14 protein-coding genes are annotated in these 11527 nt (G+C 43.1%); 13 read left to right on the forward strand and 1 reads right to left on the reverse strand.

What is annotated here, in order from left to right:
• Positions 1 to 17 precede the first annotated feature (17 nt).
• Positions 18 to 716 (reverse strand): IS21 family transposase, encoded by a 699-nt coding sequence (gene istA, locus ETHHA_RS16030; RefSeq protein WP_106919181.1) that lies wholly within the window; start codon positions 714 to 716, stop codon positions 18 to 20.
• A gap of 41 nt (positions 717 to 757) precedes the next feature.
• On the opposite strand from istA, the gene ETHHA_RS04465 reads away from it, so the two are divergent.
• The 13 genes from ETHHA_RS04465 to tnpB (ETHHA_RS04520) all read left to right on the forward strand — a co-directional run bounded on the left by ETHHA_RS04465 (position 758) and on the right by tnpB (ETHHA_RS04520) (position 11492).
• Entirely contained in the window at positions 758 to 1762 is a 1005-nt protein-coding gene (locus ETHHA_RS04465) for an RHS repeat-associated core domain-containing protein (RefSeq protein ID WP_041686655.1), read from the forward strand.
• A 177-nt stretch (positions 1763 to 1939) separates the two neighbouring features.
• Complete coding sequence (locus ETHHA_RS04470) at positions 1940 to 2263, forward strand: hypothetical protein (RefSeq protein ID WP_013484812.1); 324 nt, start codon at positions 1940 to 1942, stop codon at positions 2261 to 2263.
• Between the two features lie 233 nt (positions 2264 to 2496).
• Entirely contained in the window at positions 2497 to 2856 is a 360-nt protein-coding gene (gene tnpA, locus ETHHA_RS04475; RefSeq protein ID WP_013484562.1) for an IS66 family insertion sequence element accessory protein TnpA, read from the forward strand.
• Entirely contained in the window at positions 2856 to 3206 is a 351-nt protein-coding gene (tnpB, locus tag ETHHA_RS04480) for an IS66 family insertion sequence element accessory protein TnpB (RefSeq protein ID WP_013484563.1), read from the forward strand. The genes tnpA (ETHHA_RS04475) and tnpB (ETHHA_RS04480) overlap by 1 nt, the downstream gene beginning before the upstream one ends.
• Before the next feature lie 65 nt (positions 3207 to 3271).
• Positions 3272 to 4804, forward strand: a complete 1533-nt coding sequence (gene tnpC, locus ETHHA_RS04485; protein ID WP_013484564.1) for an IS66 family transposase — start codon at positions 3272 to 3274, stop codon at positions 4802 to 4804.
• Between the two features lie 16 nt (positions 4805 to 4820).
• A complete protein-coding gene (locus ETHHA_RS04490; RefSeq protein WP_041686657.1) occupies positions 4821 to 5408 on the forward strand; it encodes an RHS repeat-associated core domain-containing protein in 588 nt (195 codons plus the stop codon).
• A 97-nt stretch (positions 5409 to 5505) separates the two neighbouring features.
• Positions 5506 to 6117, forward strand: a complete 612-nt coding sequence (locus ETHHA_RS04495; protein ID WP_013484813.1) for a hypothetical protein — start codon at positions 5506 to 5508, stop codon at positions 6115 to 6117.
• Between the two features lie 406 nt (positions 6118 to 6523).
• Entirely contained in the window at positions 6524 to 6937 is a 414-nt protein-coding gene (locus ETHHA_RS15445) for a hypothetical protein (protein WP_120405676.1), read from the forward strand.
• On the forward strand, positions 6934 to 8466 hold the full coding sequence (locus tag ETHHA_RS04500; protein WP_083803616.1) for a glycosyltransferase family 2 protein: 1533 nt from the start codon (positions 6934 to 6936) through the stop codon (positions 8464 to 8466). The genes ETHHA_RS15445 and ETHHA_RS04500 overlap by 4 nt, the downstream gene beginning before the upstream one ends.
• 94 nt (positions 8467 to 8560) lie before the next feature.
• Complete coding sequence (locus tag ETHHA_RS14415) at positions 8561 to 9550, forward strand: family 8 glycosyl hydrolase (RefSeq protein WP_013484814.1); 990 nt, start codon at positions 8561 to 8563, stop codon at positions 9548 to 9550.
• A gap of 674 nt (positions 9551 to 10224) precedes the next feature.
• The gene (locus ETHHA_RS04510) at positions 10225 to 10671 is read left to right on the forward strand and encodes an oxidoreductase (protein ID WP_137143848.1); all 447 of its coding nucleotides are present in this window, start codon (positions 10225 to 10227) and stop codon (positions 10669 to 10671) included.
• Positions 10672 to 10782: 111 nt separating this feature from the next.
• A complete protein-coding gene (tnpA, locus tag ETHHA_RS04515) occupies positions 10783 to 11142 on the forward strand; it encodes an IS66 family insertion sequence element accessory protein TnpA (protein WP_013484562.1) in 360 nt (119 codons plus the stop codon).
• Positions 11142 to 11492, forward strand: a complete 351-nt coding sequence (gene tnpB / locus ETHHA_RS04520; RefSeq protein WP_013484563.1) for an IS66 family insertion sequence element accessory protein TnpB — start codon at positions 11142 to 11144, stop codon at positions 11490 to 11492. Before tnpA (ETHHA_RS04515) ends, tnpB (ETHHA_RS04520) begins: the two co-directional genes overlap by 1 nt.
• Positions 11493 to 11527 lie beyond the last annotated feature (35 nt).

Consider the following 11527-nt stretch of genomic DNA (forward strand, 5'->3'; position numbering starts at 1 on the left):
GTACCGTGCGCTCTATTTTACCCTTTGTCTGGCCTCGGTATGGCCGGCACAGCACATGGCTTGAACCCATAGAATCCGGCGAAATCCTCAAACTGCCGGTTGAGGGTACTGTCTTCCTGCTTCAGCAGCCGTTTGATGACGACCTGCTTCATGTTGTCATACAGAATTTCCTCCGGGTAACCGCCTAAATACCGGAACGCGTTGGCATGGCAGCGGATCAGAGTGTTGGTACTCATGTTGGTCACAAACTCTATGTACCGTGTCCGCGAGTACCCCAAAATGAACAGAAAACAGTACAGCTTTTTCAGCTTCCCATCCTCCGGCACGGTGTGATCCTCAAAAAACGCCCAGTCCATCTGCCCTTGAAGTCCCGGCATCGTTTCAAACCGCACCGTTGCTTTCTCGTCCAACTGTTCCTTCTTGTTTCGCACGTATTCCCGCACGATGCTGTGCCCACCCTCGAAGCCCTGCTCCTGAATTTTCTCCAGTATCCGCTCCGCTGAGTACGGCGCTTCCTCCAGCCATACCGTTATCTGCTCCTTGTAGGGGTCCAGCTTCGACGGCTTCGTTGCGCTCAGGCTGTATACCGGTCGCGCCTCGCTCTCGGCGTATTTCTTCGCCGTCCTCGGGTCAATGTTGTACTTGCGCGCTATCTCTGTGTAGCTCAGTCCTTTTTGCCGGTCGCTTCGGATATCCATCCGGTTTGCTCCTTCCATTTTGACACCCTTTCCGCCTGCTGCTTAACAGACAGATTTGAGTGTACCATATTGCATCCCTTTCCGCTGCAAACCTACATTTTTTGACCGGCGTTTTTCTTCATTTTATCACTGGCGCTGACACCTATGATGCAGAAAACAACCGCATTGCGATGGCCATGAGCGACAGCACCACAAGCTATGTCTACGATACCAATGCGGCCATGAGCCGGATGCTTGTATCCACGGACGAGAACGGGAACAAAACCTATTATATCTATAGCAGCGGGCTGATTGGTTCCTATGACTCAAGCAACAATTATGCCGTCTATCACTACGATTACTGTGGCAGCACCACGGCATTAACAAACAGTAGCGGGCAAGTGCCCGACATCTACACATATGGCACTTATGGTAATCTGACAAGCCACACGGGCGTTTCTCCAACAGCATTTCTTTTCAACGGCCGCGATGGTGTACAGACCGATCCCAACGGCCTGTATTACATGCGGGCAAGATATTATTCGCCCACCCTGCTGCGGTTTGTGAACGCGGATGTGAAGAAGGGCAACATCCAGACCAGTGAAAGCTTAAACCGTTGCGCATATGCAAATGGAAATCCGATTAACGATATTGATCCGTTTGGAACGGACACTTGGTCAATTAGTCTAAGTGGAAGTGCCGAGTTATTCTGGTACGTATCTCTCTCTATTGGATTAGTTGAAGATGGCAATGGTCATGTGGCAATAATCGTTACTAATGCTGGAACATCAACGGATACTGCGTCTGCTGGACTTGTTGGGGCAGGTCTTTCCTTAGGAATACAGCATACAAATGCACCTGATATAAAAAACATATATGGAAAATCGTTGGATTTTGGAGGAGGTATAAAAGCTTTTGGTGGTGATTTTGTAATAATGAATGATGGAAATGGCGGTTATTATTATGGAGAACAGGGTTCACTTGGATTCGGTGCGGGATTCGACTTTCATGTTGTAAATAGTTACACTACTCCATTATATACATTTCAAGATCCTAATGTTGGGCAAGGGAAGGCGCTAAAATGAAGTTCTTACCAGCTTTAGAATTGGTGTTTGTTTTCATTGCTTTAATTAATCCAAATTCAGTAAATTATTCTAAAAACGTATTTCCAAAGTACAATTTGGGTAATTATAAATATAACGGCATATGGGTTGATATACAAGATGATATATATCTTGGAAATCTTACAAAGGAGAGAGTTGATGAATATGATTCAAATGGTAATTATAAAAAATCATTTGCCTGTCAAACAGATGGATTTTTTGATTTTTACATATCCTCATTATGGAGTAGTTCTTCCGATAATTGCTCAATCTGCTTTTCAAAAAAACGAGAGCATTTATCAACTGGAAACAAATATTTGGTCAACTAAAATAGCACGGTTAGTCAATAGGCAAAAAACAACAATGCTTGCAACTCCAGTTGCGTTTACCATTTGGAATGTGACAAAAGTAGTTCTGATCTTGGTTTTCATTGCGGTTATCGTTGCTTTGTTTATAAAGAAAAAATCTATCAGAAATGAATAGCAATGCGAATGGTTATACTTTCATATAGGATTTCGACTAGCCACACCGGCAGCAGCAGTACAATTTTCCTGTTCAATGGCTGGGATGGTGTGCAGACCGACAGCAACGACCTATATTAGTAACCGTCAAGACCGCGCGCACCTTGTAAGCATGGTGTCGGGGAAGGTACAATGAACTTCAAAAGGGTTCAAAACATGTAATGGAGTGTTTTGGACCAAATTGGAGTGAATAAAATGGATACGCAAAAAATCGCGAGGGAGTTCCGGCTATCAGAGTGGGGCGAGGCGGTAAAGGAGCGAATAGCTGGCGGGCAGAGCGTGGACGCATTTTGCGAAGAAAAAAACATCAGCAAGGCCACCTATTACTACAGGCAGAAAAAAGTACGGGAAGCTGCCTGCATGGAGCTTATGGAGAAACAAAAGCGCGGAACCGGGCTTGTGCCGGACGGCTGGACGCAGCTTACGGAAGCAAAATCTGTTACTGCCGGCGAAGGCACCCTAGACATTGAAATCGCCGGCTGCCATATCCTTGCAAATGCCCAAACCGACCTGGAATTGCTGGCGAGAGTCTGCCGCATCCTGAGATCGCTGTGATGCAGTTCGGAGAAAAACCTGTGTATCTTTGCTGTGGGTGCACGGATATGAGGAAATCGATCAACGGGCTAATGACGCTTGTGCAGCACAGTTTTTCTCTCGACCCTTTTGTCGACGCGCTGTTCGTGTTCTGCAACCGAAGCCGTGACCGCCTGAAAATACTGGAGTGGGACGGCGATGGCTTTTGGCTGTATTTCAAACGGCTGGAACGCGGACATTTCCGCTGGCCGTCGTCAGACGAGGAAACCACAATGACGCTGAACAGTGAGGAACTGTCTTGTCTGATCGATGGCGCAAGGCTGGAGAAAAAGCTTCGCCGCAGCGAAGTTCTTGAACACAATATTTCGTAACACATCGGGATACGAAAATGCCGTTTTTTCTTGATTCTATGCGGTTTTTCCGGTATAATTAGAGAATGGAAAAACAAGAAAAAACAATTGAAATACCGCTTTCTGTTTACGAGAATTTTCTCAAACAGGCGGAGCAGATTGCCGAGCTAAAACAGCAGATTCAGTGGCTGATGGAGCAATTCCGCCTGGCCAAACGTAAGCAATTCGGCGCGTCCAGTGAACAGACGGACAACGAACAATTATGTCTGTTTAACGAAGCAGAGCAAACCGCCGATTTGACCGTGCCAGAGCCGGAAACCACCGAGGTCAAGGCGCATTACCGCAGAAAGACGCGCCTGACCACCGACAAGTTGCCGGAAGATTTACCTGTTGAGACCATTGAACACGAGCTGCCGATCGAGGCGCGTATCTGTCCGGACTGCGGTTGTCCTCTGCACAAAATGGGGGAAGACATCCGTGAGGAACTGAAAATCATCCCGGCAAAAGCCGTGATTGTACGCCATGTACGGCACGTCTATGCCTGCCGCCACTGCGAGGAGTCCTCTGATCGTGTGCCGATTGTCAAGGCGGAGATGCCAAAACCCGTCATCAAGGGAGGGTTCGCATCACCCGAATCCGTCGCCCATATCGCCGTGCAAAAATTTGTGATGGGCAGCCCGCTTTATCGGCAAGAGCAGGAGTGGGCGCAAAGCGGCATTCTGCTCTCACGTCAAACCATGTCCAACTGGCTCATCAGAGCCTGTGAAGATTGGCTGGAGCCAATTTATCAGGAAATGAAGCGACAGCTATGCAATCATCAAGTCCTTCACGCAGACGAAACCACCCTTCAGGTGCTGCATGAGGACGGCAAGCCCGCCCAGAGTAAAAGTTACATGTGGCTTTATCGTACAAGCGGCGAGGCTAAGCGCCAGATTGTGCTGTATGACTACCAGCGGGATCGAAAGCATATCCGTCCGAAAGACTTCTTAGAGGATTTTTCAGGTTTTCTCCATGCAGATGGTTATGACGGATACCACAAGCTGCCTGACCGAATCACCGTGGTGGGCTGTTGGGCGCATCTGCGTCGGAAATTTGACGAAGCGCTGCAAACACTGCCGAAGGATAAACGGAAATCGTCTGACGCCGCAAAGGGGATTGCTTACTGTGACAGGCTGTTTCATTTGGAGAAACAGTTCACTTTGCTGACCCCGGAAGATCGTTTGAAGGAACGCGAACAGCAAAGTAAACCGGTGGTTGAGGCGTTCTACGCCTGGGTCGGATCGCTCCGGGAACTGCCTAAAACCCTGATGGGTAAAGCAATCCATTATGCACAGTCACAGCGCATGTATCTTGTGCGGTATCTGTTGGACGGACGGCTGGAAATCAGTAACAATCGCGCGGAAAACGCCATTCGACCTTTTGTAATGGGACGGAAGAACTGGCTGTTTTCCAACACGCCAAACGGTGCAAAAGCCAGCGCAATCTATTACAGCTTGATCGTCTCTGCCAGGGAGAATGGTCTTGTGCCTTTTGAGTACCTCACAAAGATTTTCACCGAAGCGCCCAATGGCGCGGATGTTGAAAACCTCATGCCTTGGGGGGCGTGCCCGTTGATTTGACGGTTACCTATATTACATGCTGGCGCGGTATTATTCCACTACGCTGAAACGGTTTGTGAATGCGGATGTGAAGAAGGGTAACATCCAGACCAGTGAAAGCTTAAACCGTTATGCCTATGTGAACGGAAATCCGGTAAACCTGATCGACCCGTTTGGAAGAAGCTCGGAGCCTGGAATAGACTACAATGCCATAGCGCAAAATGCCATCCAAAATATTTCAGTCCCACGACTCTATATGGATAGTTTGTCCCAAACCATCGATAATAGCTTGAACGATGCTTTTAATCAAGCTAATGAATTAAAGGCGGCATGGGCAAATACAACATTTACAATGACGCAAGTCAATTTCATGCTCATGTTCACCACTCCTGATTTGGCACAGGGACTCGGTGAGGAAAATGAAATTGAAGTTGCTGCTGAGAGGGCATGCAGTGTTTCAAAATACAAAGATATTACTGCATCAGGCAGTCGCTATACTAATATATTAACTGATGTTACAAAATCAGATTTTGAAAATAATCTATCGGAAAATGGTTGGTCAAAATCAATAAGCCAAGACGGAAAAACAACAATCATGCAAAAAACGGCTCAAAATACGTTTTAAGAGATAATGCAAAATCCACTGGGGGCCAACTGCCGATTATTATCCCAAAGGAAGTTCAAGAATCAAAATAAAAATTCGACCGGGGAATTAATGACAAATGAATCTGGAAGAATTGTTTTTAAAGGGAATGCGAGAATATTCCAAAATGATTGACTTGTTAGGTAAAATATTTTACTTAGAACGTGAATTACCCGAACAAGTATTTCAATCTGGTTACCAGAGATACTTTTTTGAGGAGTTTGATTGGGCCACAAGCAGTGAGTTTTGGGGATTTATTCAGACATTGTCAAAAGAAACAAGCGATAATTATATTTTCACAGCAGTATTAAATCTTGATTCGATTAGTTATCAATTTGAAGAGTTCGGACACTTCGGCTCTGAAATTTTGCCGGTTGATTTGACTGGTAATGATTATTTTGAATTTCTTGATTTAGGTCCGAAGGGGAATAATGCTGATTCAATTTTAAGTAATTCGAACATTATCGTTTGGGCGTCTCCATCAATGAAATGGGGCATATTTGGTGAAAGAGCATACGGGACTTGTATATTGGCATTCAGTAACGATTTTAAAGCTACTCAATCAATTAGGTGCTTGAAATCATGGAAATCGGTCAATCAGGCAATTGATATGTGGATTCCACTTAATTTCAGAAATTGTATAGTGCCAAATGAAATCATCAATTCATTCAGAAAAAATTATTCGTTTTAACATTCTACTCACTCGGACGAGAAGGAAATGAATTATACATTCGATGCTTTTATCCATATGTAGGGCACTGTGGATTATAGAATGATCATATTGTTTTAACCAAGTTCGACCCAAATGGGTACTGCCGAGAATTTTTCACAAATAGACAAGATTATCTACTTGACTTCTTTGACTTGTTTTAATTGCATAAGAGGTGATAACATTGAAAACCTATGATTTTAAGGATGTTAATGAAATCGTCAAAAAGTAATATTGAAGATATATAAATTGTCAAATATGAGTGCGTTTTTATCTAAGGAACATATTTGGCCTGAATACCGCAGGAAACATTTCAAGCGCAAGCTACAGCGCCTACTACACGGACTATTGTGAAGCGCCTTGATTATCAAGCTTTGAGATGATTGCAATGAACTATTCAATTTATACATTTGTTTTATGCCAATTCGGAAATGAAAATTTGAAACTTTATGTAATGTGTGCCTCTGTTTTGTGGCTTTTTTTTGCTTCTTTTCTTGCAAGAAAGCTTGGCTGCTTAAAGAAAGTATTGATTTGCACAATTATTACCTATCAAATTATTTATATTGTTTGGCGGGCTATATTTACTCTCCCAATTCACTATGGCATTCCCAATGCTATTTGTGGTATCGTTCTTTTAATTGCAGAAGTACTGGACATGTGGAAACTAGTGATCTTTAACTTGCTTTTTTATGAACCTTACAGTAATTCTTTGGCCCCAATTAGCAAGCCCAAAAGACTACCTTCAGTAGATGTTTTTGTGCTGACTTACGATGAGCCAATAGACATAATAAAAAAACCTTGACTGCTTGTAAAAACCTTAGCTATCCACGCCAGTTATTAAATATTTATCTCTGTGATGATGGAAAACGAGAAGAGATGCGGTTGCTGTGTGTGAGATTAAATGTACATTATGTGACACGAAAAAATCTTTCATTTGCAAAAGCCGGAAATCTTAACAATGCGTTGAGACAAGGAAGCGGTGAGCTGGTAGCCATTTTTGATGCCGATATGATACCGAAGTCCAACTTTTTAGAAGAAATGGTTGGATATTTTGTTGATGTGAAAATGGGATTTGTACAGGCGCCGCAAGCGTTTTACAATCCGGATCCGTTTCAGTATAATTTCAAATTTTACAATCAGATTCCCAATGAATTGGATTTTTTTATGCGAGACATTCAGAGGGGTCGTGGTTGCCACAACGCCGTACTGCATGTAGGACCAAATGCCGTTTTTAGACGTTGCGCGATTGATGAAATTGGTGGAATTCCTACCGACTCTCTTACCGAAGATACGGCCACAGGAATGCTTATTCAAGCTAAGGGATATAAAAGTGTCTTTGTTACCAAGGTATTGGCCACTGGGCTGTCAGCTGAAAGTTTTAAAAATCTTCTCAAGCAACGTGAGCGTTGGTGCAGAGGAAATATTCAGGTACTTAAAAAGTGGAACCCTCTGACCATTAAGGGGTTAAATACTCTACAACGGATTCTATATTTTGATGGACTGATTTATTGGTTTTTTGGGATACAAAAGATGATATTCATCATTTGCCCATTGCTTTACTTGTTTTTTGGATTTACAATTCTAAACACCAACCTTATAGATTTATTGCTTCTATGGATTCCGTCGTTTACTGCCAGTGTATTATCTTTTCACACATTAGGCTCCAAGAATCGAAATTTTATATGGTCCCATATTTATGAAGTGGCACTGGCCCCATATCTATCGGCAATTTCTCTATTTGAACTTATCAGTAGTGAATCTATTCCGTTTCGGGTTACTCCCAAAAAAGTGAACTTGGAAAAGGTCAAATTTTCTTGGGGAGCCGCGCTCCCACATATTATACTACTCTCCCTTACAATTATGGGATGGTGCAATGTATTTTTTCAGCTTCGGAATGGCATAGAGCCCTATGCAATTTGTACATCTATAATAATTAATTTAGTATGGTCATTATATAACGCGTTTGCATTCACAGTCACTATTTTGGCTTGTTTTGAAAGGCCGCGTTTTAGGAAAAGTGAACGAATATCTACGAATGCGGATGTTGTCCTTTTTAATTCGAAGTATTCTTCTTCCACCTGCGGTACGTTGATCGATATATCTGAATGCGGTATGCTAATACAATATGGATTGCAAGATTTAGGAAAAGGGGATGAGGTCCTGATTGATTTCCGAGGTATAAAAAAAATTCCTGCACAAGTTGTACGGTTGAAGATGCTCACAAGTGGAGAAAGCGAGTTGGGAGTCAAATTCAATGGATTGTCTGAGTGTCAATACGAAGATATTGTAAAATATATGGCAAATCAGGCGCAAGGATATCATGTGGTTTAGGGCAAAAAATGCTTTCTCATGATAATGGATTTGAAATAAGTTGTGGTAACTATTTGAATATTGTTTGAGAAGAATATTTTATAGGAGAAATTCGATGTATATGAGTACTTGTTTTAGATACAACAAAAGAAAATTATTGGCTGTGTTAAGTGTTGTTTTTGCAACAATTGCCATTTTTACTGCCGGTTATTTTGGCGGAGAGCACCATGTGTGTAATATCCAACAGATCACGTCCACATATCGAAACTGGAAAATGGCTTATCTACGCGCTGCGAACAGCCAAATGTCTCGCGTGATTGATCCAGAAATGGGCAACGTTACTGTCAGTGAGGGGATTGGATATGGAATGTTGTTTAGTGTCGCTCAGGATGATCCCTCCGTATTTAAATGTCTGTGGAAATATGCACAATATTATATGGATGATAATGGCTTAATGAACTGGAAAATAGATGCTGATGGAAATGTAATAGGTACTGGAGCAGCATCAGATGCCGACGAAGACATGGCTTATGCTTTGCTGCTAGCATCAAAAAAGTGGAAAAACCCTAGTTATCTAAAGAATGCACAGACTTTAGTAAAAAGCATACAGATGCACGAAATAGATAGCAGGTATGTCCTTCTTCCTGGTGACAAATGGAGAGTAAATCCTCCTCTCAATCCGTCTTACATTTCTCCCCAATATTATAAAGTGTTTGAAAAATTTGACTATACATTCTGGGATAAAGTATATAACGTTAATTTCGAAATTTTAATAAGCTCAGCCGACAGGCAAACTGGCTTGTTTCCAGACTGGATTAACTATGATAGATCTTTAAATTCTGATAATTCTAATTATGGCTATGACGCTATCCGAGTACCCATTCGCCTGCTATATACATACCAGGCTGAAAAAGATTCTCAGTCCGCAACTCTTCTTGCCAAAATATATAACTACGTATCAAATAAATCATCACTTGTTGCGGGATATTCTCTTAATGGAAACCCATTAGTGCGGTATTTAAATACTTCGTACCTTGCTTCTTATGCTGCTGTCGCTTCATACAATAATCAAACTGCATTTATACGAAAATGCTGGAAAAATTAGAGGGTTCACAAAATGACAGTTATTATGGAACTTCATTAAAATTATGGGTATTGCTTATTCTGGCAAAGTATATTTAAAGTCTCCGATATTTATTGTAGGCATAAGTCTTAATGCAATATATTCATTCATTTATTCGGTTACTTTTACTTATATTATATATATTTAAAGTGAAATGCAACAAAATTATCCCCTGGTGTACTGTTGAGCCTAAGAATATGAGAAAAAGCCTAATTTAAATCTATTTTCCATGTTGTAGGTAAAGAGATGATTCCGAACTGAATCACTACCGGATACAACCGTAAATTCAACTTGCGGTTAAGCCCCTAATTTTAAAATCATCGCTTTCATTTCTTTAATATCTTGATTAGAATATACACCGCTGTCGCATCGTCGGTTACATTACCACTACTGGCAACTAAATATCCGCGCGCCCATATGTGTTGCCACACCCATATATGTATTTATTTTCCATTTGGCGCAAATATCAGGCTAATGGTACATAGACACGCTCTAAGTAGCATGAGAAAATGGACTCGAAAAACTCTCAAGAGTTTGTCAAGTAAAGACTAAAAACTCCAAAGAGACCACTCTCATGGGAGCATGGAAAACAACACACGGCTACCAACCCCCAAACATTTGGATTCCGCGTTCTGAATGCATCAAGTCCCTTTAATGTGATTGACTTAAATGAAATAGCGGAAATGATCCACGAGAGTGGAGCTGCCGCCAGCATCGAGCTGGCTTATGCAAAATATATGCTGGGACCGGCTGATATGGTCGTCAACAACAGTACAACTGAGGAAATCAGACAAGCAGTTGGTACTTATGTGCAATCTGCAGTTAATTGCATGCGGGCGGGCTTCGATATGATCATGATACATGGAGGCCATGGTAACGTGCCTGCCCGTTTTTTTTCCACCGCAATCAACTACCGATCTGACGAGTACGGAGGTTCATTGCGTAACTGCGCCCGTTTTGCTACAGAGCTGCTTGAAAAAATACGTGAGGCGGTGGGACAAGCTATTGCCATTGAATACCGTATCAGCGCGGAGGAATTGGTACCTGATGGAACCGGCATGGCGGAAACACAAGAGTTTGTCAAACTGATCGAAGATAAGTAACCGTCAAGACCGCGCGCACCTTGTAAGCATGGTGTCGGGGAAGGTACAATGAACTTCAAAAGGGTTCAAAACATGTAATGGAGTGTTTTGGACCAAATTGGAGTGAATAAAATGGATACGCAAAAAATCGCGAGGGAGTTCCGGCTATCAGAGTGGGGCGAGGCGGTAAAGGAGCGAATAGCTGGCGGGCAGAGCGTGGACGCATTTTGCGAAGAAAAAAACATCAGCAAGGCCACCTATTACTACAGGCAGAAAAAAGTACGGGAAGCTGCCTGCATGGAGCTTATGGAGAAACAAAAGCGCGGAACCGGGCTTGTGCCGGACGGCTGGACGCAGCTTACGGAAGCAAAATCTGTTACTGCCGGCGAAGGCACCCTAGACATTGAAATCGCCGGCTGCCATATCCTTGCAAATGCCCAAACCGACCTGGAATTGCTGGCGAGAGTCTGCCGCATCCTGAGATCGCTGTGATGCAGTTCGGAGAAAAACCTGTGTATCTTTGCTGTGGGTGCACGGATATGAGGAAATCGATCAACGGGCTAATGACGCTTGTGCAGCACAGTTTTTCTCTCGACCCTTTTGTCGACGCGCTGTTCGTGTTCTGCAACCGAAGCCGTGACCGCCTGAAAATACTGGAGTGGGACGGCGATGGCTTTTGGCTGTATTTCAAACGGCTGGAACGCGGACATTTCCGCTGGCCGTCGTCAGACGAGGAAACCACAATGACGCTGAACAGTGAGGAACTGTCTTGTCTGATCGATGGCGCAAGGCTGGAGAAAAAGCTTCGCCGCAGCGAAGTTCTTGAACACAATATTTCGTAACACATCGGGATACGAAAATGCCGTTTTTTCTTGAT

The sequence above is a fragment of the Ethanoligenens harbinense YUAN-3 genome, assembly GCF_000178115.2.
Classification (GTDB): Bacteria; Bacillota; Clostridia; order Oscillospirales; family Ethanoligenentaceae; genus Ethanoligenens; species Ethanoligenens harbinense.

Excerpts from the sequence above, each read along its gene's own strand:
- istA (WP_106919181.1), bottom strand. The coding sequence starts at position 716 with ATGGAAGGAGCAAACCGGATGGATATCCGAAGCGACCGGCAAAAAGGA.
- ETHHA_RS04470 (WP_013484812.1), top strand. The coding sequence starts at position 1,940 with ATGAATATGATTCAAATGGTAATTATAAAAAATCATTTGCCTGTCAAA.
- tnpA (WP_013484562.1), top strand. The coding sequence starts at position 2,497 with ATGGATACGCAAAAAATCGCGAGGGAGTTCCGGCTATCAGAGTGGGGC.
- tnpB (WP_013484563.1), top strand. The coding sequence starts at position 2,856 with ATGCAGTTCGGAGAAAAACCTGTGTATCTTTGCTGTGGGTGCACGGAT.
- tnpC (WP_013484564.1), top strand. The coding sequence starts at position 3,272 with ATGGAAAAACAAGAAAAAACAATTGAAATACCGCTTTCTGTTTACGAG.
- ETHHA_RS04490 (WP_041686657.1), top strand. The coding sequence starts at position 4,821 with ATGCTGGCGCGGTATTATTCCACTACGCTGAAACGGTTTGTGAATGCG.
- ETHHA_RS04495 (WP_013484813.1), top strand. The coding sequence starts at position 5,506 with ATGAATCTGGAAGAATTGTTTTTAAAGGGAATGCGAGAATATTCCAAA.
- ETHHA_RS15445 (WP_120405676.1), top strand. The coding sequence starts at position 6,524 with ATGAACTATTCAATTTATACATTTGTTTTATGCCAATTCGGAAATGAA.
- ETHHA_RS14415 (WP_013484814.1), top strand. The coding sequence starts at position 8,561 with ATGTATATGAGTACTTGTTTTAGATACAACAAAAGAAAATTATTGGCT.
- tnpA (WP_013484562.1), top strand. The coding sequence starts at position 10,783 with ATGGATACGCAAAAAATCGCGAGGGAGTTCCGGCTATCAGAGTGGGGC.
- tnpB (WP_013484563.1), top strand. The coding sequence starts at position 11,142 with ATGCAGTTCGGAGAAAAACCTGTGTATCTTTGCTGTGGGTGCACGGAT.